Origin of the sequence: Pseudomonas sp. PS02290, assembly GCF_029960075.1 — a bacterium.
Classification (GTDB): domain Bacteria; phylum Pseudomonadota; class Gammaproteobacteria; order Pseudomonadales; family Pseudomonadaceae; genus Aquipseudomonas.
Genome location: NZ_JASCOY010000002.1, coordinates 61,611 through 86,509, shown reverse-complemented (window position 1 = coordinate 86,509; position 24,899 = coordinate 61,611). Strand labels below are relative to the sequence as shown.

Genomic DNA, 24,899 nt, shown 5'->3' with positions numbered 1-24,899 from the left:
TTGCTCGCGAATATTCCACGCCATTTTCAGCGGCTGGAATGCCGTCTTCGCGAGCAAGGTGGAGCGCCACCCCGGTCACTCCTACATGGGCAAGCCGTGTCGGGCAGCTTTGTTCAGCGATGCAGCACGAACTGCCCGACGAATTCCACTGCCGTTTCTTCTGATCCATCAGCCACGATCCGGGTGTGCAGCGTCAGGCGCGCACGGCCGCGTCGGTGGTAGAGCTTCACGAATCTCTCCCAGCTCGCTTCATCCGGTGCGTCGCAAATGGCGACGCCGTCGCGGGTGACCGGCAGGGGATAACTGATCTGGCCGTCCTGAATCACAATGTGCCCGTCGTCGATCCCGGCTTCCTTGAGCCGCAAGTACAGCCAACCCCAGCCCGCCAGTACCGCGCCGCAGTACAGGCTGCCGCCGAACAAGGTGTTCTTGTGATTGACGTTGGGCGCCAACGGCAGGTGCAGACGAAGTTGATGGTCTCGCCAGCCCAGCACCTTGACGCCCATTTCCCGGGTGAGGGGAATGTCTTGGTGCAGCACGGTTTCCAGGTCTTCAGCAGACAAACGTTGCCGGTCAGTCATTGTCGTCGGACCCCGCGCCGTTGAAAGTCAGCCCATGCTTGCGCAGTTTGTCGTGCAGGGTTTTGCGTGGCAGGCCCAGGGCTTCGGCGAGGCTGCGGACCGAGCTGTGCGGACGGGTCAGTTCGGCGGCAATCAACGCTCGCTCGAACGCCTCGACCTGCTCGCTCAGCCCGCCGTTGGATGCCACCAGATCCGGCTGCGCCTCGCCTTCCAGTTCCAGCTCAAGGCCCAAGGCGAAACGCTCGGCGGCGTTCTGCAGTTCACGCACGTTGCCCGGCCAGGTGTGACGTAGCAGCAGCGCCCGATGCCCCGGCTGCAATTCATGCCGTGGCAGGCCGTGGCGCAAACTGGCGGTATCGGCGAAATGCTGGAACAGCACCAACGCGTCTTCGCCACGCTCGCGCAGCGGAGGAATGCGCAACGGCGCCACGTTGAGGCGGTAATACAAGTCGGCCCGGAAACGCCCCTGATCCGCCGCCTGGCGCAGGTCTTCTTTGGTCGCCGCGATCACCCGGATGTCCAACGGGATCTGCTGATTCCCGCCCAGCCGCTCAACCACGCGCTCTTGCAGCAAACGCAGCAGCTTGACCTGAACGTCCATGCTCATGCTTTCGATTTCATCCAGAAACAACGTGCCGCCGTTGGCGAATTCGAACTTGCCGATGCGGCGCTTCTGCGCACCCGTGAAGGCGCCCGACTCATGGCCGAACAGCTCGCTTTCCACCACCGACTCGGCCAGCGCCCCGGCGTTGATCGCCACGAACGGACCGTTGCGGCGGTTGGACAAATCGTGCAGCGCGCGGGCGACCACTTCCTTGCCGGCGCCCGTTTCGCCAAGAATCAACACGTCGGCCTTGGTCGCGGCCAGCGCCCCGATCTGATCGCGAAGACGCTGAATGGGGGCGGACAACCCCACCAGTCGCGTACTCAGTTGCTGACGATCGCTGAGCTCAAGCCGCAAGCTGCGGTTGTCCAGCACCAGCCGGCGTAGCGCCAAGGCGCGCCGAACGCTGTCGAGCAGTGCGTCGCTGGCAAAGGGTTTTTCCAGAAAATCGTAGGCTCCGGCGCGCATGGCCTGCACCGCCAGCGGCACGTCGCCGTGTCCGGTGATCAGCAGCACCGGCAACTCCGGATCCTGGGCGTGCAGATGGTGGAGCAGTTCAAGGCCGTCGATGCCCGGCATGCGGATGTCACTGACGATTACCCCCGGCCAGTCACGCTCGATGCGCGCTTGCAGGCCTTTGGCGTCGCTCAGCGGCAGGATTTTCAGGCCGGCGAGATCGAGCGTCTGGCTCAGGGCCTGACGCAGGTGCGGGTCGTCGTCGATCAGCACCACCTGAATCCGGCTGTCGATGGCGTCGGTGCTCATGCAGATAAGTCCTCAGACGGTTGAAGGTTGACGCCCGAGGCGCCGGTGCGCATCCGCAACGTCAGCAGCGCACCGCCTTCCGGGTGATTGGCGAACAGCAGCTCGCCGCCCAGTGCGCGCATCAGCGTATCGCAGATCGCGAGGCCCAGGCCGAGCCCCTGGGTGCGCGTCTTGGTGGTGAAAAACGGCTCGCGGGCGTGCTCCAGCGCTTCTCTGGAAAACCCCGGGCCGTTGTCGCGGATGTACAGATTGACGCCCTCGGCGTTGTACTCGGCACTGATCCACAATTTGCGCGGCGGGCCTTTCTCGGTCAGCGCATCCAGCGCATTCGCCAGTAGATTGCCCAGCACCTGACGCAGCCGCGTCTCGCCGGCCTGCACCCACAAGGTCGCGGCGGGTAAATCGCGGATCAATTCCACTTCCATCGCGCGCCGACGCTTGGCGAGCAGGGCCAGCGCATCGTCCAGCGCTGGCTGCAGCGCCACGCTTTCAGGCGCATGCCGGTCACGCCGGGCGAAGGCGCGCAGGTGCGCAATAATCGACGCCATGCGCCCGGTGAGTTCGCTGATCAGCTTGAGGTTGCCGCGGGCGTCTTCGGTGCGCTGATGATCGAGCAGCACTTCGGCGTTCTCGGCGTAACTGCGAATCGCCGCCAGCGGCTGGTTGAGTTCATGGCTGATGCTCGCCGACATCGTGCCCAGCGCTGACAGCTTGCCGGCCTGAACCAGTTCGTCCTGGGCGCGAAACAGTTCCTGCTGCGCCTGCTCGCGTTCGAGAACTTCCTGGCGCAATCGCTGATTGACGCCTTCCAGATCGCAGGTCCGCTCGGCGACTCGCACTTCCAGCTCCCGGCGCGCCTTGGCCTCGAAGTTGATGCGATCCAGATAATGGCGGCGGCGCTGCATCATCAGCCCCAATAGAAGCATCAGCACCAGCAACGCACCACCGCCAATGGCAACCACCGTCCGCACCGGCCTCGACACCAGCATCTGGGGGGCGAGGATGTTCACGCTCCAGCCGGTCTCGTCGATCTGCTGGGTTTGCTTGAGCCAGCCGTTTTCATCCAGCTGCAGCGGGCGCGGATCGCGGGTCGGGTAGGGCTGGATGGCGACGATGGCCTGCTTTTCTTCCTCACTGAGCGGGCGCGTGGCGCGGAAACGCCAAGCCGGGTTGGAGGTCAGGATCACCACGCCGTTGTGGTCGGTGACGAGCAACTGTTCCGGCGTTTTGCCCCACAAGGTCTCAGTGAGGTCCAGGTCGACCTTGACCACCAGCACACCGATCACAGTGTCGCCGTCGCGCACGGCGGCTGCGAAAAAGTAGCCGCGTTTGGCTGACGTTGTGCCCAGGCCGAAAAAGCGGCCGAGATTGCCAGCCATGGCGTTACTGAAGTACGGGCGGAAGGCGAAGTTGCGGCCAACGAAGCTGTCGCGTTTGTCCCAGTTCGACGCGGCGAGGGTGTCGCCATTGGGCGCCATCAGGTAGATCACCTCGGCGCCGGTCTGCCGGGCGGTGTTCATCAGCAGCACGTTCGCCTGAGCTTGCGCCTGTTTGTCCTGGGGGTTCGCCAACATGGCACGCAGCCCGGGCAGGTCGCCGAGAATCTGTGGCAGAACTTCATAGCGGTGCAACGTGCCCAGCAGGTTGGCGACGTACAGGTCCAGGGTCTGGCGATTCTGGCTCAGCAGCTCGTTGCGGTAATAGTGTTCGGCCAGGCGTTCGAGCGGCCACAGCAACGGGGCGAGGATCAGCGCCAGCAAGGCAAGGCTGCGCCAGCGAGGGCGGCGGGGAAGGGCGTTAGTGCTGATCATGGAATCGCCGGTGGGTTCGTTGCGGTGTAGAGCGGCTGCGGATGAATCATTATTCCGCAGCCGCTCAACATCGAGTCGGCCCATTATGCCTACCGCTGCTGCGCTAAGCACTCCAGCAACGCTTCGTGCCAGTCCGGCTGGCTGACGCCCCACTCGCGCTGCAATCGGCTGCAATCCAGACGCGAATTGAGCGGGCGTGCAGCCGGCGTCGGGTAAGCGCTGGAAGCAATCGGCTCAGGGGTCGCGCAGGGTTTGCCGCTGTTGATCAACTGCTGACCAATGGCTTCAGCGAACCCGAACCACGACGTTTCGCCGCTGGCCGTCAGGTGATAAACACCCCAGGCACCTGTTGCCCCGTCACGCCAGCGTTCAATCAGCGCAGCGGTACTGGCGGCGATGGTACCGGCCCAGGTGGGTGCGCCGATCTGGTCGGCAACGATCGACAGCTTCTCGCGCTCCTGCAACAAGCGCTGCATGGTCAGCAGAAAGTTGCGCCCGGTCAGGGAGTACACCCAGCTCGTGCGCAAAATCAGGTGCTGACCGCCCGCTGCGGCGATGGCCCGCTCGCCCGCGAGCTTGCTGCTGCCGTAAACGCCCAGCGGATTCGGCGCGTCGGACTCAACCCACGCACCAGCCTTGCTGCCGTCGAACACATAATCGGTGGAATAGTGAATCAGCGGAATGCCCAGTGTCGCAGCTTCTTCAGCGAATACACCGGGGGACGTCGCGTTAATGGCGAAGGCCAGGTCCGGCTCGCTTTCGGCCTGATCCACTGCCGTGTGCGCGGCGGCGTTGATGATCAGGTCCGGCTTGATATCGCGAACCACCGGGCGGATGGATTCCGGCTGACTCAAATCCAGCTGATCACGGCCCAGCACGATCAGCTCACCCGTGTTCTGCAGGCGTTGCTGCAGCGCATGGGAGACCTGGCCGTGTTGCCCGCTGATCAAAATGCGCAGCGGCGCACTCACGGGAACAGGTCCGCGTCTTTCAGGAGCTTGCCGACCTGATCCTTGGCCGACAATTGAGGTGCTTCGCTCAAGCCCCAGTCGATGCCCAGCTCAGGATCGTCCCAGCGAATGCAGCGCTCGGCCGACGGCGTGTAATAGTCGGTGGTCTTGTAGAGAAACTCGGCGTAGTCGCTCAACACCACGAAGCCGTGGGCGAAACCCTTGGGAATCCACAGCTGGCGAGCGTTCTCGGCCGACAGCTCCAGACCGAACCACTGGCCGAACTGTGGCGAGCTGCGACGGATGTCGACTGCGATGTCCAGCACGCTGCCGACGGTGACGCGCACCAGTTTGCCCTGAGGGTTTTCGATTTGGTAATGCAACCCGCGCAGGACACCTTTCTGCGAGCGCGAGTGATTGTCCTGAACGAACTGATCGGCGACGCCGGTGGCCTCGGCAAAGGCTCGGGCGTTGAAACTTTCGTAAAAGAAGCCACGCTCATCGCCGAACACCTTGGGTTCGATGATGAGGACTTCAGGCAACTTGCTGGCAACCACTTTCACTGACTTTCCCCTGCGATCTTGAACAGGTACTGACCGTAGCCGGTCTTGCCGAAATAGTCAGCCCTGTTCAACAGGTGGGCGCGGTCGATCCAGCCGTTCTGATAGGCGATTTCTTCCAGGCACGCGACCTTCAGGCCCTGACGGTGCTCGATGGTCTGCACGTATTGCGACGCGTCCAGCAGGCTGTCGTGCGTACCCGTATCGAGCCAGGCGAAGCCGCGGCCAAAGCGCTCGACGCGCAGGTCGCCGCGCTTGAGGTAGGCGTTGTTGACGTCGGTAATCTCCAGCTCGCCGCGCGGGGACGGCTTGACGTCCTTGGCGATCTGAATGACTTCGTTGTCGTAGAAATACAGACCGGTCACGGCGTAGCTGGACTTCGGCGCCTTGGGCTTCTCTTCGATGGACAGCGCGTGGCCGTGCTCATCAAAGTCGATCACGCCGAAACGCTCTGGATCCTTCACCCAGTAGCCAAACACGGTCGCGCCGGAGGTGTTGGCCGCCGCACGCGTGAGCTGCTCGCTGAAGTGCTGACCGTGGAAGATGTTGTCGCCGAGAATCAGGCACACCGAGTCATCGCCGATGAATTCTTCGCCAATGAGGAATGCCTGCGCGAGGCCGTCCGGCTTGGGCTGCTCCTCGTAATGAAAGCGCACGCCGAACTGACTGCCGTCACCCAGCAGCGCCCGGTACTGCGGCAGGTCCAGCGGCGTCGAGATGACCAGGATGTCCTTGATCCCGGCCAGCATCAGCACCGAGATCGGGTAATAGATCATCGGTTTGTCGTAGATCGGCAACAGCTGTTTTGAGACCCCGAGGGTGATCGGGTGCAGGCGTGTGCCCGAGCCGCCGGCCAGTACAATTCCTTTAGTCATGCGATCAGTTCCTTCACGTTGGTGCCCAGGCGTTCGCCCTTATAGCTGCCGTCTTGCACGTTGCGGCACCATTCAAGATTGTCGAGATACCACTGCACGGTTTTGCGCAGGCCGGATTCGAATGTCTCTTCCGGTGTCCAGCCCAGTTCGCGCTCGATCTTGCTGGCGTCGATGGCGTAACGCATGTCATGGCCCGGGCGGTCGGTCACGTAGGTGATCAGGTCCGCGTAGTGGGCCACGCCTTTGCGCTGTTCCGGCGCCAGCTCTTCGAGCAGCGCGCAGATGCCGCGCACGACGTCGATGTTCTTCTGTTCGTTGTGGCCGCCGATGTTGTAGGTCTCGCCGACCTGGCCCTCAGTTACCACCTTAAGCAATGCGCGGGCGTGGTCTTCGACGAACAGCCAGTCACGCACCTGCAAGCCGTTGCCGTACACCGGCAGCGGCTTCCCGGCCAGGGCATTGAGAATCACCAGCGGGATGAGCTTCTCGGGGAAGTGGAACGGGCCGTAGTTGTTCGAGCAGTTGGTGACGACCACCGGCAGCCCGTAGGTGCGCTGCCAGGCGCGAACCAGATGGTCCGACGCCGCTTTGCTGGCCGAATACGGCGAGCTTGGCGCGTAGGGCGTGGTTTCAGTGAACAGATCGTCCACGCCGTGCAGGTCGCCATACACTTCGTCCGTGGAGATGTGATGGAAGCGGAAAGCTGCGCGCTCGGCTTCGGGCAAGGTCAGCCAGTAGCTGCGGGTCGCTTCCAGCAGGCTGTAGGTGCCGACGATGTTGGTCTGGATGAACTCCGACGGGCCGTCAATCGAACGGTCAACGTGGGATTCAGCCGCCAGGTGCATGATCGCGTCAGGCTTGAAGCGCGCGAGGACTTTGCTCACGGCGGCCTGATCAACGATGTCCTGCTGCACGAACTCATACCGAGTGTTGTTCGCAATGCCCTGTAGCGACTCAAGATTCCCGGCGTAGGTCAGCTTGTCGAAATTGAGGACGTCGTGATCGGTGTTATTGATCAGGTGACGGATCAGCGCAGAGCCGATGAAGCCGGCGCCACCGGTAACAAGTATTCGCATGGAGAACCTTCTTCCCTGGAAAGATGTAAGACGATGGAGCATAGCTTGTGGGGCCTTGCCGACTGGCGCAAGACGCAATCCACCGACAAGCGATGATATTAATTGATGGCCCATGGCGATTAGCGCCATAAAACCGCCGCAGCTGTTTCACGGGCTTAACGCCGACTCTATCTGTCGGTCCGTTAAGGCTTTTCTTGATCGGCAAATCGTGCGGGGTTGATTAACGGTCGTGCTACTGGCGATATTGTTCGCGCCTTTCTCTCTCAGGACTCCTTTCATGTCGCTCGACACCTTGATTCGCCGTTCCAGCCTGCCATGCCCGGACGTCGACGCCGTGCATGCCGGTGAATGGCTGGCGACGTATTACGGGCTGTCGGGAACATTAAGGGAGTTGGGCAGCCATCAGGATCGAAACTTCCTGCTGGATTGCGGGGACGGACGCCGTTTCGTCCTGAAGATCTGCCATGGCGCTTACTCAACCACCGAGCTTGCCGCGCAGCATGCAGCGTTGCGGCATCTGGGAGCAGAACCGCAGGTGCGCGTTCCGGCAGTGATGCCAGGGCTGAACGGTGAAGACTTGTTGTCCGTCGATCACAACGGCAACGCCGTGCACCTGCGCGTTCTCGAGTTTATCGACGGACAATCACTGGCTCACGTCGCGCATCTGAACCGGCACATCGTGACCGGATTGGCGCAGCTCTGCGCCCGCGTCGATGTAGCGCTGGCCGGTTTCGAACATCCAGGCCTGGACCGTGTGTTGCAGTGGGACCCGCGCCATGCCTTCGCGTTGATCGAGCACCTGCTCCCGGTCATCGCCGATGCCGACAAACGTGCCTGCATCGCCGAGGCCGCCGAGCAGGCCCAGGCCTATTTGCTGCCGCTGGTGGCCTCATTGCCGGTGCAGGCCATTCACATGGACATCACCGAGTACAACGTTGTCTGGGCCCGAGACGCCCAGCGCCAGTGGCAGCTTCAAGGCCTGATCGACTTCGGTGATCTGGTCCGCACGTGGCGCATCGCCGACCTCTCGGTGACCTGTGCCGCGCTGCTGCACCATGCCGACGGCGATCCGTTTTTCATCCTGCCCGCGATTCAGGCTTACCACCAAATCAACCCGCTTCAGAGCGAAGAGCTGCTGGCGCTCTGGCCGTTGATCGTCGCGCGCTCGGCTGTTCTGGTCTTGAGCAGCGAGCAACAGGCGAGCATCGAGCCAGACAACGGTTACATCCAGGCCAATCTGGCCAGCGAGTGGAACATCTTCGACGTCGCCACCTCCGTGCCGATTGCGCTGATGGAAGCGGCGATTCTCGACGCGGTGGGTGAATGGGAAGCGGACGAAGAGGCCGAGGCGTTTTCGCCGCTGTTGCCGAGCTTGAGCGGGCAAGGTTTTACCCTTATCGATCTGGGTGTGCTCAGCGAGCATTTCGTGGCGGGCAACTGGGAACACAGTGGCATCGACGAACAACTGCTGAAAGACGCGGCTCAACGCCTCGGTCTGGCCGCCAGCCGCTATGGCGAATACCGGCTGTCCCGCACGCTGACAGACAGCGCGAAAGAGCCGGACACCTTCGCGCTGCATGCTGAATTGCAGATCCCCCACGGCACCGCTGTCCATGCGCCATTTGCCGGCAGTTTGCGTCACACTGCCGACGGCGCGTTGCAGCTGGTGGGCGCCGAAGTGAGTCTGCGCCTGTGGGGCGTGCGTTCTGATTTTGACTCCGGCGTCGAGTTCGGCGCGGGCGACGTGATCGGGCAGGGCGGCGGCGCGTTGATCGTGCAGCTGTGTTCGGAGCCGGACGTGAGCCCGCCGCTGTTCACCACGCCTTCGCGGGCAGCCGCCTGGCGTGCGCTGTGTCCGTCCCCCAAAGGGCTGCTGGGTTTTGATTGCGATGCGCCCGCACTGGCAGATTCCGCCGCGTTGCTCGCCCGTCGCGACGCCAGTTTTGCCCGTTCGCAAAAGCATTATTACCAAGCCCCGCCGCAGATCGAGCGCGGCTGGCGCAACCACCTGATCGACATGCAGGGCCGTTCTTATCTGGACATGCTCAATAACGTCGCGGTGCTCGGTCACGGCCATCCACGCATGGCTGAGGTTGCAGCGCGGCAGTGGTCGCTGCTTAACACCAATTCACGCTTCCATTACGCGGCGATCGCCGAGTTTTCCGAGCGGCTGCTGAAGCTGGCGCCCGCCGGTATGGACCGGGTGTTTCTGGTGAACAGCGGCACCGAGGCGAATGATCTGGCGATTCGTCTGGCCTGGGCCTACAGCGGCGGGCGCGATGTCCTGAGCGTACTGGAGGCTTATCACGGCTGGTCGGTAGCGACCGATGCCATCTCGACATCCATCGCCGACAACCCGCAAGCGCTGAGCACGCGTCCCGACTGGGTCCATCCCGTGGTCGCGCCCAATACCTATCGTGGCGAGTTTCGTGGCGCGGACAGCACGCCGTTCTACCTGCGCAGCGTAGACGCGCACTTGACCGCGCTAAAGGAGCAAGGTCGGCAAGTGGCGGGCTTCATCTGCGAACCGGTATACGGCAACGCCGGCGGGATTTCGTTGCCGCCGGGTTATCTGCAGCAGGTGTACGACAAAGTCCGCGCCCAAGGCGGGGTGTGCATCGCCGATGAAGTGCAGGTGGGTTACGGCCGTCTCGGTCATTACTTCTGGGGCTTCGAAGAGCAGGGCGTGACGCCGGACATCATCACCATGGCCAAAGGCATGGGCAACGGTCATCCCCTCGGCGCCGTCATCACCCGTCGCGAGATCGCGGAGGCGCTAGAGGCCGAGGGCTATTTCTTTTCGTCGTCCGGCGGCAGCCCGGTGAGTTGCCGCATCGGCATGGCAGTGCTCGACGTCATGGAGGAAGAAAAGCTGTGGGAAAACGCCCGCGTGGTGGGCGGCTATTTCAAGGAACGCCTGCTGGCGCTGATCGACAAACATCCGCTGGCCGGGGCTGTTCACGGCTCGGGGTTCTATCTGGGGTTGGAACTGGTACGCGACCGCGAGACGCTGGAGCCTGCAACTGAGGAAACGACCTGCTTGTGCGACCGTCTCCGTGAACTGGGAATTTTCATGCAGCCCACGGGGGATTATCTGAACATTCTCAAGATCAAACCGCCGATGGTGACCAGCCGCCGGAGCGTGGACTTCTTTGTCGACAGCGTGTCGAAGGTGCTGAGTGAACTGGACAGCTGAGCGGGATCTTATCCGTCACAGGTTTGCGCCTATTCCGATATATATCGGCATTATTTGTCCAGATATCCGGCCATTGCTCGATTAATGTTTTTAAATCCGATTTTTATCGTCTATAACGTCTCTCTTGTTTGGCCGTAGACGCCCTCGTCGTTTCATGGAGTTCTGATTACTGTGACCACTCTCAACAGCACCCCCCGCGCCGATGGCTTCTACATGCCTGCCGAGTGGGCGCCGCAGACGCAAACCTGGATGATCTGGCCCGAGCGCCCTGACAACTGGCGTCTGGGCGGCAAGCCCGTGCAGAACGATCACGTCGCAGTGGCCAAGGCCATCGCCCGTTTCGAGCCTGTCACCGTTGGCGTCTCGGCCGCACAGTACGACAACGCCCGCGCACGGCTGAATGTGCCCAACATTCGCGTCGTCGAGATCAGCAGCAACGACGCCTGGGTACGCGACAGTGGCCCGACCTTCGTCATCAACGACGCGGGCGAGGTTCGCGGCGTCAATTGGGGCTTCAATGCCTGGGGCGGTTTCGACGGCGGGCTTTACGCCCCGTGGAACCTGGACGAACAGGTCGCCAGCAAAGTGTTGGAAATCGAGCGCTGCCCGCGTTACGTCACCGAAGGGTTTGTGCTCGAAGGCGGCTCGATTCATGTCGATGGCGAGGGCACGCTGATCACCACCGAAGAATGCCTGCTCAATCGCAACCGCAACCCGCACTTGTCCCGCGAAGACATCGAAGCCGTGCTGCGCGATCACCTGTCGGTCGAAAAAATCATCTGGCTGCCGGATGGTTTGTATAACGACGAGACCGACGGGCATGTGGATAACTTCTGCTGCTACGTACGCCCCGGTGAAGTGTTACTCGCCTGGACAGATGATCCGAAAGACCCCAATTTCCCGCGCTGCCAGGCAGCGATGAAGGTGCTGGAAAATGCCCGCGACGCCAAGGGACGTCCGTTTGTCGTACACAAGATGCCGATCCCGGGTCCGCTGTATGCCACCGAAGAAGAGTGCGCCGGGGTTGATCAGGTGCACGGCAGTCAGGAGCGCAACCCATCGGTGCGTCTGGCCGGCTCGTACGTGAATTTTCTGATCGTCAACGGCGGGATCATTGCCCCGTGTTTCGACGATCCGATGGATGACATGGCCCGCCAGATCCTCCAGCAGCTGTTCCCGGAACACGAGGTGGTCATGGTCCCTGGCCGCGAAATGCTACTGGGCGGAGGCAACATTCACTGCCTGACGCAGCAGCAACCGGCCCCCCACCGGGGCTGAGTTGGTTCGCTTCTTGCTGTCATCAAGCCCATCAGACGATGGGCTTTTTTATGGGCGGACGGTTTCCGGTCAGCCGTAGGAAGATGGGATCCCAGCGGTGCGTAAATGCCCCCGCAAGGTCGTCCGTCTGTAACAAAAGCTCCGTAGATTTCGCAGTCCACGACATAAGAGGTTGTCCTTATGAACGCAGGTCATGAGTTGCGAGTGACTCGAGGTTTTTCTGCGAGCAGTGAAGCACGGCAGATGATGGCGGACTGGTTACGGACGACCCGGATCCCGATGGTGCCCATGCACGACGAACAGGCGCTGAAACAACGCGGTGATTTTCGCAAGATGCTAACGAAGCGGTACCCCAGCGGGTTGATCAACGACGCCGAGATCGAAGCGTTGCTGGGCGTGCTCCACAGCTGACGAAGTTAGAGCAACAGGCATTACAGGGCCTCCGTTTGACTCCCATCAAATTGACACCCTCGGCAGACGGGGGATAGCATTCGCGCCTCCACCGCCTGTGGCCTAGCGCCATGTACGTGCATCAGTAGTCCACTGCGATGATTTCGTGCGGGCTTCCGGAACGGCTCCAGTCCCGGAAGACGCAACTGCCCACCCGGGGCATTTGCCACAGCGCGCGATTAATCCGCTCACAAGGACAACAAGATGAAACAGCGTATCGGCCTGCTCGCTCTGGGCATCCTCGCCGCCACTCACGCCATGGCGGACGGTCAGGCAGATTCCAAAGGATTTGTTGAAGACAGCAGCCTGAAGATCAACCTGCGCAACGCCTACATCAATCGCGATTACAAAAACGGACCGCAGGACCGCTCGGAATGGGGTCAGGCGTTCATGGCCGGCTACATATCCGGTTTTACCCAAGGCCTAGTGGGCGTTGGCGTTGACGCTTTCGGTCTGTACGCCGCGCGTCTGGACGGTGGCAAGGGCAAGAGCGGCGCGGGCGGTATCGACTTCTTCAAGCAGGGCGACAGCGGCAACGCGGCGGACGACCTGTCGCGCTTTGGCGGCGCGGTAAAATTCCGGGTTTCCAATACCGAACTGAAGTACGGCGACATGATGCCGGAGCTGCCGGTGCTCAATTACGACAACTCGCGGCTGCTGCCTGAGTCCTACACCGGGACGATGATCACCTCCAAAGAGATCAAGGGCCTCACGCTGGTGGCCGGCCGCTTTACCGCCGAAACCCGCAAGAGCGCCGAAGGCCGCGACAGCGGTGATCTGAAAAGCATCAACGTCTACGGCGGCAGCTACAAATTCACCGAGGCCCTCAGCGCCGCGTTTTACGCCTCCGACGACGAAGACGTGCTGAAGAAGCAGTACGTGAACCTGAACTACGTCTGGGCGATGCCGAAAGATCAGTCGCTGACCTTCGACTTCAACGGCTACAAGACCAAGCTGGACAAAGACTTCGCCGTCGACGACGCCCGCGACAACAAGATCTGGAGCCTGGCAGCGACCTGGGCTGTGGGTATCCACTCGTTCACGATCGCGCATCAGCGCAGCACCGGCGAGACCGGTTACACCTACGGCGGCTACCGCAACGCAGGCGGCACCGGCGATGGCGGCAACACCATCTACCTGGCGAACTCCTACTGGTCGGACTTCAACGGCAAAGACGAGCGTTCGTGGCAGGTGGGCTATGGCGTAAACCTGGGCACCGTTGTGACTCCAGGCCTGAGCTACCGCGTGGCCTACGTGCGCGGCGACAACATCGACGACGGCAGCGACCGTGGGCGTGGCGAAGAGCGCGAATTGTTCAGCCAGTTGACCTACGTGGTCCAGAGCGGCCCGGTCAAAGACCTGTCGGTGCGCCTGCGTAACTCGTTCCTGCGCGTCTCCAACGATGTGGATCAATACAACGTTGGCGGTAACGAAACCCGGATCTTCGTCGATTACCCGATCAACGTGTTCTGATGTGTGAAGTCTTCTGACCGACGTGAATCTGTAGGAGATTCATGTGGTCCAGCGCGTCGCGCTTTCGCAAGGCAAACACCGTCCCTGTGGGAGTGAGCTTGCTCGCGAAGACTGCATTATAGCCGCTGGAGATCTAGCGGCTGCACCCGTTTCTGCGCGAGCGAGGTGGATCGCCAGCCCGCTCGCTACCGCAGACTCAGCCGGTCCTCTGCAGCGGTAGCAAGGTGTTCACTGCACTGGCGATCCCTCCCGCTCTCCCGCTACCATCGCTGCATCCCACTCCAGCCGGTTTCATCATGGCAATCGCCGCGCCGCCCGACCTCTCCAACACCGCCGTCCCCGTGCAGCCTTTGTCGCGGACGTATCCGCGGGGCTTGTACATCGAGCCCCATGAGCATGAGTGGGGGCAGGTGCTGTACGCGATGTCTGGCGTGATGTGGGTCGAGACGCCCAATGAAGCGCTGGTCGTGCCACCGCAGCGCGCGGTCTGGTTGCCGCCCGGCGTGCCCCATGGCATCCGCGTGGTGTCGGATCTGGAAATGCGCAACATCTACCTGCGCCCGGCGCTCGCCCAGACCCTCGACGCCACGGTTCAGGTCCTGGAAGTCGGGCGCTTGTTGCGCGAGCTGATCGTGGGTCTGGTGGCCGAGCAGGACAAGGAATCGGACTACTACGATGCCGTGGTCAAGCTGGCGTTGCTCGAACTCAAGCGCGCCCGGCGTTCTCTGCTGAAAGTGCCGATGCCCGATGACAGCGACCGCAGGCTGATGAATGTCTGTCAGGCGGTGATGATCGAGCCGTCCATCAATGTGTCATTCGAACAGCACGCGGAAAACGCCGGCGCCAGCGTGCGAACATTGTCCCGGCTGTTTCAGGCGGTGCTCGGCATGGGCTTCGCCGAATGGCGGCGACAGGTGCAGCTGGCGACGTCGGTGGCGGAGATCATTCAGGGCGTGCCGGTCAATGCCATTGCTCGCTCAATGGGGTATTCACCGAGCAGCTTCAGCGACATGTTCCGCCGCGAGCTGGGCATGGCGCCTTCCCAGTACCCGGTCGTTGATCCATTCCACTAACGCCTGCGCCGACTGTGTCCGAAATTCAGAAGCTCTTGGCCGGTAGCGCTCGCCGGCCCTCCTTACACTCTGGTCATCGCTTAACGCAGTCGCGCCGCCGCCATCGAGCTGCGCGTCCCACGCACCGGAGTTTGTCATGAGCTACGTCATTTCCCTCGCAATCGGTATCGCCGTCGGGTTGCTGTATGGCCTGCTGGACTTCCGCTCACCGGCACCGCCTCTGGTCGCACTGGTTGGCTTGCTCGGCATGCAGGCTGGTGAATGGCTGTGGCCAGTGGGCAAGCAGTTCTTGTCCAACCTGGCCTCCTGAATCGACGACCTCCCTTTCCTACTCTGGATGAACCCATCATGAAAGCACTGCAATTCTCCCGCACCGGCGACCTGGCTGCGCTGGAAGTCGTCGATCTGCCCACGCCTGTCCCCGCGGCCGGCGAAGTTCTGGTGCAGATCAAAGCCGCAGGCCTGAATCCCAGCGACGTCAAAAACGTCCTGGGCCGCTTTCCCTACACCACGATGCCACGCATTCCGGGCCGTGACTTCGCGGGCGTGGTCGTCGAAGGCCCGCAGGAACTGATCGGCAAGGAGGTCTGGGGCACCGGCAAGGAAATCGGCTTTGTCCGCGACGGCTCCCACGCGGGCTACATCACGCTGTCGGCCAAGGGCGTGGCGATCAAGCCGGCGTCGCTGAGCTTCACTCAGGCCGCCAGTCTGGGCGTCCCGTACACCACGGCGTGGGACGCACTTGAGCGCAGCCTCGTGCAGGCCGGCACTCGGCTGCTGGTCATCGGTGCCAATGGCGCAGTGGGAAGCGCCGCCATCGCACTGGCGAAAGTGCGCGGCGCCCAGGTGCTGGCGGCGGTGCGTAAAACGGATCAACTGAAAGCGCTGCAAGAGCAAGGCTTCAACGCGATCCAGCTCGACAAACCGGAAGACCTCGGCGCCCAAGTGAATGCCGTGTTTCCAGGCGGCGCCGACGTGATCTTCGACACCACCGGCTTCTGGCTGCCGGCTTCTGTGCCTGCGCTGGCTCAATTCGGTCGCATCGCAATCATCGCCGCGCCGGTGGACGGCCACGTGCAATTGCCGGCGCTGGCGCTGTACCGCAAGGGCGGTTCGGTGGTGGGGATCAACTCGCTGCTGTACGGCGTTGAAGCCTGCGCGCGAATGCTTGAACAGTTCGGCAAGCAGTTCGACGACGGCACCTTGCCGCGGCCGACCGGGCTGCTTGAGTCTCCACTGGAAGAGGGCCTGGCGCGTTACGCCGAAGTCAATCAGGGCGGCGCCGACAAGGTGATTCTGCTGCCGTGACAGGCGAGCATGGGCGTTAGTGCAGGGCTGACCCGATCACTGGACGGGCAGCCCTTTCAGATAGTCATGCTGAACGCGTTTGATCGACCCGTCTGCCTGAAGCGTGTCGATCGCTGCCTTCAGCTTCTCGACCATCTGGGGGTCGCAGTCCTTCGAGCACGCCAGATACAGATCGGCGGTCATCAACGCTCGGCTCATCATCAGCGGGCGATCGCTGATCTGCTTCCAGATGTAGAGCGTTTCCGGGACGCCGTTAAACCACGCATCTACCCGGCCCTTGAGCAGCATCAGCGCCGGGTTCTCGCCGATCTTCAGCGGATAAATCTGAGCCGCTGAAAAACCTTCCTCACGTAGACGCGTCTCCTGCGCCGAGCCACTGCCGACGGCGATCATCTTGAAGGTCTTGCGCGCCTCTTCAAAACTCTCGACGTGACGATCAAGGCTGAAAAACGCTCGGTCCATCGTCATCAGCGGAGCGATCCAGGTGAAGCTGTCTTCCCGGCTTTGAGTGCGGGTCAGCGGCGCAATGAGCTTGTTCGCCCCAAGCGCCACATCGCGTTGCGCGCGCGGCCACGGCGGCGACAGCAAGTGGGCGGAATACCCCGCCATCGCTATGGCCTGAAGGCTGATGTTGCCCGCGATCCCGTGCCGGTCGCCTTGACTGGCCATCGTCAGCGGCGGCGCTTCGGCTACGAACAGGTCGACGGTCGGCAGCGCAAACGCTGCTGACGAGCACGCCAACAACGCGCTGGCCGCGTAATGGATACAACGAGAAATCCATTTCATGGCAGTCATGCTCAAAGGGAATAGGGCGCCGGGACAGTCCTTGTGCCAGGTGTGTTATCCAGTCTGGCATCGGTTTGTCATCTCTGCCGGGCGCAGTGCGCATCCAGCGTCGATTCCGGGGGAATATTTGAGCGAAGGCGAATCAGGTCTTGTTGTGCTCATTGGTGTAGCGCCCGCTCAGCACCCAGCCGCACTCCAGTAACGTCTCGATCCAGTCCTCGTACGAGTCGTCCACGTCCAGCAGGTTCATGAACTGATCTTCGATATGGCAGCGGAAGGTCTGTTCCTCGACGTTCCACTCCACATCCCGAATCCGCCAGACACGCTGCATCGGCAGCTGAATGTTCAAGCCATGGAAGGGGACGAACGGCAGCTCCACTTCGTAGAGCAGCTTGGACCATTCGGACGAAATCTCCGGGGTCTGGTGGGTCCAGACGTACTTGATCAATCGGACTTTGTGCACGGTTGGGCCTTCTATCGTGTTTCTGATGGCGGGTCGCTGTCCTGACGCAGACGCGAGGGCCCGTTGGATGGGTATACGTTACTCGATGGGGGCGGGATGGGGGAGGGGGCGCTCTGAATCTTAGGGCGCCATTTGAACCTGACGGTTTGGTTCTCTCCGGGTGAAAGCCGTTTAGGCGTGATCCTGGTGAATGACTACGTTGAGGCCTTCTGCCTTATCTGGGGCGACGAAGTAGCTGGTGATCAAGTCGAATTCAGCGTCGGTTGCTGCGAAGTCATGCTCGCCGCGCTGGTTTCTGAGGTGCAGTCGGGCTCGGCAGGTTTCGTCGTCGACGTCGATGAAGTGAAGGCTGTGAGAGGCTTGGGCGGTATCCGCCAGACTGCGTAACCATTGGCGGTCTGCGGGAGTGTTGGCGGGGAAATCAAGAACCACATTGATCCCGGCCTTCAGCATGTCGATGACCAGAGGACCTACGACATCTCGGAGTCTTCTTGAGAGCGTTACGTAGTCGGCGACCGAGTGGATCTGGTCTGGGTAGAGTCTTGAAAGCCAATGGTCTTCGGTTAGCAGGATCGCTGTTTGTTCGGCTTTAAGAGAATTCGCTAGGGTGGATTTCCCGGATGCGATCTTGCCGCATAGGAGGTGGAGCGTGGGGTTGGCCATGGAGACGCGTCCTTATGTCGAAGCACGATGATGCTAATGGTGCGCCCTTCTTTGGCAGCGCAAATGTTGGTGGCTACAGGGTTTGTCAAACAGCCGTCAAACAGTTCGCCGTGACCCGTTGCGTGTAAACACAGGCTTATTGGGCCCTAATAAGCCTCGATGATCCTAAAAAGCCGTATCCGATCAAACAGCCGTCAAACAGAGACACCTAGGCCCAAAACGGGTGGTATTGCATAAGCTTCCGCGACTTGTTGTCGGGGTTCGCAGGCTTGACCAAACCCGCCTCTACGGTTTCAGCGATGATCCTGGACGCCTGAGCAGAATTGCCTTCCGAGATTTCGAAGCGAGCGCGAAGGCTTGGGTTAGTTAAAACATCGTTTGACACATATCTAAGGCAAGCATGCTGATAGCATGCGCGGGTACGGTCGTCTTTGCTCATATCTTTCAACGCACGGTGTGCATATAGAACCACCACCATGGCCTGTTCTTTGAGGAGGAAGCTTGGAGCGGGAAGCTGATAAGTCTCGACCTCCGAAACCACTTTATCAATGCCACTGCCGCGCTCCTCGCAGATATTCATGCGCCTCATTAAAGCTGCAAGTGACTCATTACGTGAGCGCGGAGGCTCATCCATCATGCGCAACGTGTCGACCAGCGGACGCCCGGGATTTGTAATCTCAATTCGGTCATCGAATACTTCGACCATCGGCCCGGTTCCGGTCAGCGTGAAGTCTTGATGGATAAGCGCGTTCGCTACGAGTTCACGGATTGCCAGTTCAGGATATGAGCGGACACCGCGGCGTAACGCTTGACCGATCTGTTCACTTTCGGGGAGCAGCGCATTGATGTAACCAATCGCGCCCTCAAAACCTACCGCATAGCCTTTGTTTCCGGGGGCCTCTCGCAAAGTGTTTATGCGATTCCGGCCTGCATACTGGATGACGCGTAGACCTTTTCGGCTAAGTGAACCGAAGTCATTCAGGCTTTTAGCGAAGAGAATCGCTCCAAGGTTCGTAACGGACCAGCCCTGAAGGCCAGCTACGATTAGCCCATCAGAGGACAACCGCGAGAGAATACCTTCTTTATTTGACGGAAGTGGATGCCCTATAAGATCGAAGTACTTGGTGTAATCCAGAAGTCTCAGCACCTGATCAGCTTCGATTCCGGCAGCCGCGATACCCTGTTCGAAACGACTCACGTTTAAGACTTGCCACAGCTCACGTTCTTTTTCTGGGTAAGCTTTTAACGGCTTTTTAAGGCTACCTACACGGATGTATTCGTTGCCAGAAAACTGAACGGGAGTGTGAAGTGCGGCCGGAATCTCCAGAATGACAACGTGCTTGCCTTCTTCATCGACCTCATAAAAATGTAAATCAAGGCTCGGGGTCAGCATGCGTACTAGCCAATGTTCGAGCTCTTCGTTTCCTTTCTTCGCCTGAGCAGGCCTGAACGATGTGCCAACGATTTGCTGAGAGCCATCCGCAATGCCCCAAACCATGTAGGCATAAGGTTCTCTTCGGAGTCTGGCGCTGTTGGATAAAGCAGAGACCGTCTCACCGATCATATCGGGGGAATCGTTGTTTTCTTTGAATTCAACCCACTCTTTCTCGCCATCCAATTGGCGAAGTCCGTGAAGCAGGCGCTCGAGTTGAACAGCATTCATGATCAAGGGTCCATTCTGCACGATTTGTCTCGGCAGATTATGCGTTATCCGCACTCTTCTAGCCGAGCGGTTCTGTGTAAGCGAATGGGTTCTGAATACGGTGCATGAGGTCAAAAAATGCCTTCACCCGATCAATACCGCAACTTAATCGAGCGCCAAACAAAAAAGGCCCACCTTTCGGTGAGCCTTTTTGCTAAATCTGGTGCCGGCACCAGGAGTCGAACCCGGGACCTACTGATTACAAGTCAGTTGCTCTACCAACTGAGCTATACCGGCGTTGTGGGCGCTGATTATAGGGATTTGATCTGGCGAGTAAAGCCCTAATTTCAGTTTTTTCGCGGCCCTTATGCCGGAAGGTGATTACCGTTATTCACAATCAGCACAAGCCGAAGGCGATGATCGGTCGAATTCAGGAACCATTCTCAATCGTTCGCAAGCTACTGTTTTAGCGCCAATTTTATGCTGGCCAAAAAATGAACAAATGGTTACATCCACTCCAGCGCAGGATTTCCGGGCGTTGGCTGGAATTTAATCAACAGACTTATCCACAGGAGCTGGCGTCAAAAAATGCTCACGGTCGTTCGGCGAGAATCAGCAGATTGCGTGGGGTGACTTGGCTGTCGCAGAAGGTGCCGATCTGCACGTCGTACCCGCACTCAGTCAGATAAAGCGCGCGGTCGAGGATGAGCCACATTTCCAGCGGTCGGCGGAAGAGGTTGCGCAGCAGTTCGAGGTTGCGCACTTCGGCCAAGCGCGCCCATCCCGCTGCTTCAAGTGCCGTCCAGTCCTGAGTGCCGGGCAACGGCAGTTGTTTGAGTTCAGCCAAGTCGCGGCAGTAGTCGGCGAAGGGTTTGTCGAGCCAGGCGCTGGGCAGCGAAGGCGTCGGCAGGTAGTCGTCGACGCCTCGCAGCTCTCGCTGCAGCAGGTCGAAGCCGAGGCGTCGGGCCATGGAGGTGTCGCGTTGGCGGCGCACGCGGGCTCCGGCGGTGACGGTTTCGCTAAGGGGCAGGCCGAGGTCGTCGATGGAGAGCGTAAGCGCGGACGCTTTGCCCAGTTGGGAGATCGGCACGTATTGCTCGCCTTCGATGCGGTTGTAGCAGCAGGGCGCAATGGCCAGTTGTTGGCAGCGCGCGTCGCTGGCGAGGTGCATGAGGCGCACATGAAGGTCGCCGCAGGCGTGGAGGGCGACGGGCGTGTGATGGGCTTCTAGAAGCGCAGCCGCATCGTCGGCCATGACGTCCTGGTGCAGATGATTCGCGGTGATGCCCAGTTTGTCGCTGAGTTGCCGTCCTGCTTCAACCAGGTGCGCGTCGTATTCCAGGCAGGTCAGGGCTTGGCCGCCATGGGCGAGGCGTCGACCGAGGTGGCCTTTGCCCGAACACCAGTCCAGCCAATGGGTTGGCTGTCGCTGAAAGCTCAAGCGACTGGCGAAGGCTTCGATCTGCTGCCATTTGCGGCCGGGGACATCGACGCTCATGCGCGATGACACGACTTCCAGGCTAGCGAGCGGCAGGGCGTCGATCTCGCTTAATGCCGTCGACTCTAAAGCCAGCTGAATAAAGGGCTTTGGCGCATCGAGCTGTTCGGGGTGGTTGTGTGCAGCTTCTGCCTCTTCCAGGGAACGTTGTCGCAGCCAGCGGGACAGCTCAGGGTGTTGCGACTCCCACGGCAGGTGGCGATGGGTGAAGGGTCGCGGGCGCCACAGGGCCTGATGCTCGAGCAGAAAGGCATCAAGCGCCGCGAATCGGGATTGGAGTTGCGAGGGTGTGAGTGGCATTGGGTTATGGCAGTTGCGCGATGATGTGCAGCATACGGTGAATCAGGGGCAAGGCGCGCCCATCCGACATGGAAGTCTGTGGCGGCTGAGCTGCCGCCTTCGTGAGCAAGCTCACTCCCACAGGTCCGGTGTCTGCTGCACGACGGGCGATCCCCCACATGAACGGTGTTTGCTGTGCGATAGGCGATCTGCCACATGGACCGTGTTTAATGCGCGAAACCCCGGCGTCTGAACGACGGGGGATCTCCGCTAGGATGCGCCTCGTTCCTCACCGCCCTTGGCTGGCATCCACCCGCAAATAGCGCTCAAGTAACTTGAAGCCTTGCACCAGCACGAACGACATCACCAGATAGATCAACCCGGCGATGAGGAAGGTCTGCTCCGGCATGTAGGTCCGCGCGTTGATGGTGCGGGCCATGCCGGTGATGTCGAGCAGGGTCACGGTGCTTGCCAGCGCGCTGGCCTTGAGCATGAGAATGACTTCGTTGCTGTACGCGGGCAGGCCGATGCGGGCGGCGCGGGGGAGGATGATGTACAGCAGCGCTTTTCCTTTGGACATGCCCAGCGCGCGAGCCGCTTCGATCTCGCCGGGCGGCACGGCCTGAATGGCGCCGCGCAGGATCTCCGCGATGTAGGCGGTGGTGTGCAGCGTCATGGTCAGCGCCGCGCAGAAGAACGGATCGCGCAGGTACGGCCACAGCGGACCTTTGGTGACGACGTCGAACTGCGCCAGGCCGTAATAGACCAGAAACAGCTGCACCAGCAGCGGCGTGCCACGAAAGAAGAAGATGTAAGCGTAGGGCAGCGCCCGGACATAGGCGTTACGCGAGGCGCGAGCGATGCCCAGCGGAATGGCAAGAATGAGGCCGGCAATCACCGCGACGGCGACCAGTTCCAGCGTGACGGTGGCGCCGTGCAGCAGTTTCGGCAGCCATTTGAGGACGAATTCCCAGCTCATGACGCGCTCCTCGCAAAGCCCACCGAAGCGCGTTTTTCCAGCCACGCCAGGCCGATCATCGACAGCGCGGTCATGCACAGGTACATCAGCGCCGCGACCATATAGAAGGTGAAAGGCTGCTTGGTGGACGTGACAGCGATCTGCGCGTGACGCATGACCTCCTCAAGCCCGATGACCGAGACCAGCGCGGTGTCCTTCATCAGGATCATGAACAGATTGCCCAGCCCCGGCAGTGCAATGCGCCACATCTGCGGCATCACCAGCTTGAAGAAGATGCGCGAGCGTGACATGCCCAGCGCCAGGCCCGCCTCGCGGTGGCCTTTCGGGATCGACAGCATGGCGCCACGAAACACCTCGGTCGCGTAGGCGCCGAAGCACAGGCCCAAGGCGATGACGCCAGCAGCGAAAGCACTCAGTGACAGGTTCGGGATGTCGAACAGCTTGCCGATCGCCCGCATCGAGCTGACCGTGCCGAAGTAGATCAGCAACACCCACAGCAATTCGGGGATGCCGCGCACCAGTGTGGAATAGGTGCCGCCCAGCCACTGCAAGGCACGATTCGGCGAAGTCTTCGCCAGCGCCCCGAGCAGGCCGAGGACCAGCCCCAGGCAGAGGGCCGACAGCGCAAGTTGGAGGGTCATCAGCATGCCGGCGGCCAGGGCCGGGCCGAATCCATAGAGATCGAAGTTCATGGCGTTGTTTGTCTAAAGGACAGACGCCGCCGTCTGCACGAGCAGGCGGCGGCGATGGTCAGGCAGGTCAGAGGATGCTGAACGGAAAATACTTGTCGTTGATCTTCTTGTAGGTGCCGTCGGCGATGATTTCTTTCAGCGCTTCGCTCAGCTTGTCGCGCAGCGGGTCGTCTTTGCGCACGGCGATGCCGATCTTGTCGTCAACCGGCAGCGCGTCACCCTTGAACTCGAAGCTCTGGCCTTCCTTGCCTTTCAGCCACTCGTAGCTGGCGTATTTGTCGCCGAGCAGTGCGTCGAGGCGGCCCGAAGCCAGGTCGAGAAAGGCGTTTTCCTGGGAGTCGTACAGCTTGACGGTCACGTCGTCGCCCCAGTTGTCTTCCAGCCAAGTGCCGGAGAGGGTCGCGCGTTGAGCACCGATGGTCTTGCCTTTCAACGTCTCCTTGATCGCGGCCAGGTCGCCACTGAGGCTGGTGGTTTTAGGCGCGACAAATTGCAGCTTGTTGGAGTAGTAAGGAATGGTGAAATCCACGGCCTGCATGCGTTCTTCGGTGATCGACATCGAAGAAATCAGGAAGTCGAACTTCTGCGCGTTGAGCGCTGGAATGATGCCGTCCCAATCGGAGGTGACGGTTTCACAGGTCACTTTCATCTTCGCGCACAGCGCGTTGCCGATCTCGACGTCGAAGCCCACGACCTGACCGCTGGCGTCTTTGTTGTTGAACGGCGGATAGGCGCCCTCGATGCCCATTTTCAGGGTGTCGGCAGCAAAGGCGCTGGAAGCCATGGCCAGGGTGGCGGCAGCGGCCAACAGAATGTTTCTCAGGGTCTGCATCGATGTTGCTCCGTTAGCGATTGCTGGACATGAATTGTTTGCAGCGCGCCGACCGTGGGTCATCGAAGACCTGGTCTGGCGATCCTTGTTCTTCTACCAGCCCTTGGTGCAGGAAAACCACTTCGCTGGACACCTGTCGGGCGAAATTCATTTCGTGGGTCACCATCAACATGGTTCGGCCTTCTTCGGCCAGGCCACGAATAACACTAAGCACTTCCTGCACCATCTCGGGATCGAGGGCAGACGTGGGCTCATCGAACAGAATGACCCTGGGCTGCATCGCCAGCGTGCGTGCAATGGCGGCACGTTGTTGCTGGCCGCCCGACAATTGCGCCGGATAGGCATGACGCTTGTCGGCAATCCCCACTTTGGCCAGCAGCGCTTCGGCAACTTCAGTGGCCTCGGCCTTGCTCTGCCCCAGCACGCGACGCGGCGCCTCGGTGATGTTATCGAGGACGGTCATGTGCGGCCAGAGATTGAAATTCTGAAAGACGAAGCCGATCTCGCTGCGCAGGCGGTTGATCTGACGGTTGTCGGCGGCGATCAGTTCACCCTTGCGGGTGGCTTTGAGCTTGAGCTCTTCGCCAGCAATGAGAATCTGCCCCTGATGGGGATTCTCCAGCAAATTGATGCAGCGCAGCAGCGTCGACTTGCCTGAGCCAGAGGAACCCAGAATCGAGATCACGTCGCCATCGCGCGCACTCAGCGAGATGCCCTTGAGCACGTCGAGTTCGCCATAGCGCTTGTGCAGATTGCGGATTTCCAGGGCGGGCGTGGCCTCGGCCATGTTCAGTCCTCGTGTGTTCGGTGGGCTCATCGGGTTGGCCAGTTGGACGCCACTTGGCGGTAGCGACAGTCGAACTGCGCGAAGGCTTATGAAGATGAGCTTGATGGGCGCCGGCTCAGAATGCCTTTGCGCAAAAAGGGCGCGATGGTGCCAGCTTTAACCGCCGTGGGGAAGGGTGTTTCGGCCACGGGCGCGATTGGCGGCTGGTCTTGTGCGCTTATTTGGTGCCATTTCGTTTTAAATGTGTATTTTCGGTGCGGCCAATCGTCTCCCTCCTG

23 protein-coding genes and 1 tRNA gene are annotated in these 24,899 nt (G+C 60.8%); 7 read left to right on the top strand and 17 right to left on the bottom strand.

From position 1 onward, the window contains the following. Positions 1–113: 113 nt before the first annotated feature. The 7 genes from QMX88_RS01900 to rfbB form a co-directional block, all read right to left on the bottom strand. Positions 114–581 carry a YiiD C-terminal domain-containing protein gene (locus QMX88_RS01900; protein ID WP_282365732.1) on the bottom strand — a complete coding sequence of 156 codons (468 nt, stop codon included), beginning with the start codon at positions 579–581 and terminating at the stop codon, positions 114–116. After that, on the bottom strand, positions 574–1,950 hold the full coding sequence (locus QMX88_RS01895; protein ID WP_282365730.1) for a sigma-54-dependent transcriptional regulator: 1,377 nt from the start codon (positions 1,948–1,950) through the stop codon (positions 574–576). Before QMX88_RS01895 ends, QMX88_RS01900 begins: the two co-directional genes overlap by 8 nt. After that, positions 1,947–3,761: a sensor histidine kinase gene (locus QMX88_RS01890; RefSeq protein ID WP_192171326.1), complete on the bottom strand. Its 1,815-nt coding sequence runs from the start codon at positions 3,759–3,761 to the stop codon at positions 1,947–1,949. The genes QMX88_RS01895 and QMX88_RS01890 overlap by 4 nt, the downstream gene beginning before the upstream one ends. 89 nt (positions 3,762–3,850) lie before the next feature. Next, a complete protein-coding gene (rfbD, locus tag QMX88_RS01885) occupies positions 3,851–4,732 on the bottom strand; it encodes a dTDP-4-dehydrorhamnose reductase (RefSeq protein ID WP_282365725.1) in 882 nt (293 codons plus the stop codon). After that, positions 4,729–5,274, bottom strand: coding sequence for a dTDP-4-dehydrorhamnose 3,5-epimerase (gene rfbC, locus QMX88_RS01880; RefSeq protein WP_282365723.1), 546 nt, complete (start codon positions 5,272–5,274; stop codon positions 4,729–4,731). Before rfbC ends, rfbD begins: the two co-directional genes overlap by 4 nt. Next, positions 5,271–6,146, bottom strand: coding sequence for a glucose-1-phosphate thymidylyltransferase RfbA (gene rfbA, locus QMX88_RS01875; protein WP_282365720.1), 876 nt, complete (start codon positions 6,144–6,146; stop codon positions 5,271–5,273). Before rfbA ends, rfbC begins: the two co-directional genes overlap by 4 nt. Then, entirely contained in the window at positions 6,143–7,222 is a 1,080-nt protein-coding gene (gene rfbB, locus QMX88_RS01870) for a dTDP-glucose 4,6-dehydratase (RefSeq protein WP_282365718.1), read from the bottom strand. Before rfbB ends, rfbA begins: the two co-directional genes overlap by 4 nt. A gap of 277 nt (positions 7,223–7,499) precedes the next feature. On the opposite strand from rfbB, the gene QMX88_RS01865 reads away from it, so the two are divergent. From QMX88_RS01865 to QMX88_RS01835, 7 genes are all read left to right on the top strand, one after another. Then, entirely contained in the window at positions 7,500–10,418 is a 2,919-nt protein-coding gene (locus tag QMX88_RS01865; RefSeq protein WP_282365716.1) for an aminotransferase, read from the top strand. A gap of 171 nt (positions 10,419–10,589) precedes the next feature. After that, positions 10,590–11,696: an agmatine deiminase gene (gene aguA / locus QMX88_RS01860; protein ID WP_282365714.1), complete on the top strand. Its 1,107-nt coding sequence runs from the start codon at positions 10,590–10,592 to the stop codon at positions 11,694–11,696. A gap of 288 nt (positions 11,697–11,984) precedes the next feature. Then, complete coding sequence (locus QMX88_RS01855; RefSeq protein ID WP_274598082.1) at positions 11,985–12,107, top strand: hypothetical protein; 123 nt, start codon at positions 11,985–11,987, stop codon at positions 12,105–12,107. A gap of 243 nt (positions 12,108–12,350) precedes the next feature. Further along, positions 12,351–13,619: an OprD family porin gene (locus tag QMX88_RS01850; protein WP_282365701.1), complete on the top strand. Its 1,269-nt coding sequence runs from the start codon at positions 12,351–12,353 to the stop codon at positions 13,617–13,619. 296 nt (positions 13,620–13,915) lie between these two features. Then, on the top strand, positions 13,916–14,692 hold the full coding sequence (locus QMX88_RS01845) for an AraC family transcriptional regulator (protein WP_282365699.1): 777 nt from the start codon (positions 13,916–13,918) through the stop codon (positions 14,690–14,692). 136 nt (positions 14,693–14,828) lie between these two features. Continuing rightward, positions 14,829–15,002, top strand: coding sequence for a DUF1427 family protein (locus tag QMX88_RS01840; RefSeq protein ID WP_074889899.1), 174 nt, complete (start codon positions 14,829–14,831; stop codon positions 15,000–15,002). 38 nt (positions 15,003–15,040) lie between these two features. Then, positions 15,041–16,000 (top strand): quinone oxidoreductase family protein, encoded by a 960-nt coding sequence (locus QMX88_RS01835; protein WP_282365692.1) that lies wholly within the window; start codon positions 15,041–15,043, stop codon positions 15,998–16,000. Between the two features lie 36 nt (positions 16,001–16,036). Here the strand turns inward: QMX88_RS01835 and QMX88_RS01830 are convergent, their stop codons facing one another. From QMX88_RS01830 to QMX88_RS01785, 10 genes are all read right to left on the bottom strand, one after another. Beyond that, complete coding sequence (locus QMX88_RS01830; protein ID WP_282365690.1) at positions 16,037–16,786, bottom strand: substrate-binding periplasmic protein; 750 nt, start codon at positions 16,784–16,786, stop codon at positions 16,037–16,039. Between the two features lie 142 nt (positions 16,787–16,928). Next, on the bottom strand, positions 16,929–17,249 hold the full coding sequence (locus QMX88_RS01825; protein WP_037016364.1) for a hypothetical protein: 321 nt from the start codon (positions 17,247–17,249) through the stop codon (positions 16,929–16,931). Between the two features lie 171 nt (positions 17,250–17,420). Then, positions 17,421–17,912, bottom strand: coding sequence for an AAA family ATPase (locus tag QMX88_RS01820; RefSeq protein ID WP_282365685.1), 492 nt, complete (start codon positions 17,910–17,912; stop codon positions 17,421–17,423). A 208-nt stretch (positions 17,913–18,120) separates the two neighbouring features. Continuing rightward, positions 18,121–19,575, bottom strand: a complete 1,455-nt coding sequence (locus QMX88_RS01815) for an ATP-binding protein (protein WP_282365683.1) — start codon at positions 19,573–19,575, stop codon at positions 18,121–18,123. Between the two features lie 200 nt (positions 19,576–19,775). Beyond that, a tRNA-Thr gene (locus QMX88_RS01810) sits at positions 19,776–19,851 on the bottom strand. Between the two features lie 295 nt (positions 19,852–20,146). Beyond that, complete coding sequence (locus QMX88_RS01805; protein WP_282365681.1) at positions 20,147–21,352, bottom strand: methyltransferase; 1,206 nt, start codon at positions 21,350–21,352, stop codon at positions 20,147–20,149. A 268-nt stretch (positions 21,353–21,620) separates the two neighbouring features. Further along, a complete protein-coding gene (locus QMX88_RS01800; protein WP_192171307.1) occupies positions 21,621–22,310 on the bottom strand; it encodes an ABC transporter permease in 690 nt (229 codons plus the stop codon). Next, entirely contained in the window at positions 22,307–23,002 is a 696-nt protein-coding gene (locus tag QMX88_RS01795; RefSeq protein ID WP_065987400.1) for an ABC transporter permease, read from the bottom strand. The genes QMX88_RS01800 and QMX88_RS01795 overlap by 4 nt, the downstream gene beginning before the upstream one ends. Positions 23,003–23,069: 67 nt before the next feature. Next, a complete protein-coding gene (locus QMX88_RS01790; protein ID WP_282365672.1) occupies positions 23,070–23,834 on the bottom strand; it encodes an ABC transporter substrate-binding protein in 765 nt (254 codons plus the stop codon). Positions 23,835–23,847: 13 nt separating this feature from the next. Continuing rightward, the gene (locus tag QMX88_RS01785; protein WP_282365670.1) at positions 23,848–24,621 is read right to left on the bottom strand and encodes an ABC transporter ATP-binding protein; all 774 of its coding nucleotides are present in this window, start codon (positions 24,619–24,621) and stop codon (positions 23,848–23,850) included. Between the last annotated feature and the right edge of the window lie 278 nt (positions 24,622–24,899).

What these genes read in the sequence shown, in the direction of transcription:
- QMX88_RS01900 (WP_282365732.1), bottom strand. Translation starts at nt 581, where the DNA reads ATGACTGACCGGCAACGTTTGTCTGCTGAAGACCTGGAAACCGTGCTG.
- QMX88_RS01895 (WP_282365730.1), bottom strand. Translation starts at nt 1,950, where the DNA reads ATGAGCACCGACGCCATCGACAGCCGGATTCAGGTGGTGCTGATCGAC.
- QMX88_RS01890 (WP_192171326.1), bottom strand. Translation starts at nt 3,761, where the DNA reads ATGATCAGCACTAACGCCCTTCCCCGCCGCCCTCGCTGGCGCAGCCTT.
- rfbA (WP_282365720.1), bottom strand. Translation starts at nt 6,146, where the DNA reads ATGACTAAAGGAATTGTACTGGCCGGCGGCTCGGGCACACGCCTGCAC.
- rfbB (WP_282365718.1), bottom strand. Translation starts at nt 7,222, where the DNA reads ATGCGAATACTTGTTACCGGTGGCGCCGGCTTCATCGGCTCTGCGCTG.
- QMX88_RS01865 (WP_282365716.1), top strand. Translation starts at nt 7,500, where the DNA reads ATGTCGCTCGACACCTTGATTCGCCGTTCCAGCCTGCCATGCCCGGAC.
- QMX88_RS01855 (WP_274598082.1), top strand. Translation starts at nt 11,985, where the DNA reads ATGCACGACGAACAGGCGCTGAAACAACGCGGTGATTTTCGCAAGATG.
- QMX88_RS01850 (WP_282365701.1), top strand. Translation starts at nt 12,351, where the DNA reads ATGAAACAGCGTATCGGCCTGCTCGCTCTGGGCATCCTCGCCGCCACT.
- QMX88_RS01845 (WP_282365699.1), top strand. Translation starts at nt 13,916, where the DNA reads ATGGCAATCGCCGCGCCGCCCGACCTCTCCAACACCGCCGTCCCCGTG.
- QMX88_RS01840 (WP_074889899.1), top strand. Translation starts at nt 14,829, where the DNA reads ATGAGCTACGTCATTTCCCTCGCAATCGGTATCGCCGTCGGGTTGCTG.
- QMX88_RS01835 (WP_282365692.1), top strand. Translation starts at nt 15,041, where the DNA reads ATGAAAGCACTGCAATTCTCCCGCACCGGCGACCTGGCTGCGCTGGAA.
- QMX88_RS01830 (WP_282365690.1), bottom strand. Translation starts at nt 16,786, where the DNA reads ATGAAATGGATTTCTCGTTGTATCCATTACGCGGCCAGCGCGTTGTTG.
- QMX88_RS01820 (WP_282365685.1), bottom strand. Translation starts at nt 17,912, where the DNA reads ATGGCCAACCCCACGCTCCACCTCCTATGCGGCAAGATCGCATCCGGG.
- QMX88_RS01815 (WP_282365683.1), bottom strand. Translation starts at nt 19,575, where the DNA reads ATGAATGCTGTTCAACTCGAGCGCCTGCTTCACGGACTTCGCCAATTG.
- QMX88_RS01805 (WP_282365681.1), bottom strand. Translation starts at nt 21,352, where the DNA reads ATGCCACTCACACCCTCGCAACTCCAATCCCGATTCGCGGCGCTTGAT.
- QMX88_RS01800 (WP_192171307.1), bottom strand. Translation starts at nt 22,310, where the DNA reads ATGAGCTGGGAATTCGTCCTCAAATGGCTGCCGAAACTGCTGCACGGC.
- QMX88_RS01795 (WP_065987400.1), bottom strand. Translation starts at nt 23,002, where the DNA reads ATGAACTTCGATCTCTATGGATTCGGCCCGGCCCTGGCCGCCGGCATG.
- QMX88_RS01790 (WP_282365672.1), bottom strand. Translation starts at nt 23,834, where the DNA reads ATGCAGACCCTGAGAAACATTCTGTTGGCCGCTGCCGCCACCCTGGCC.
- QMX88_RS01785 (WP_282365670.1), bottom strand. Translation starts at nt 24,621, where the DNA reads ATGGCCGAGGCCACGCCCGCCCTGGAAATCCGCAATCTGCACAAGCGC.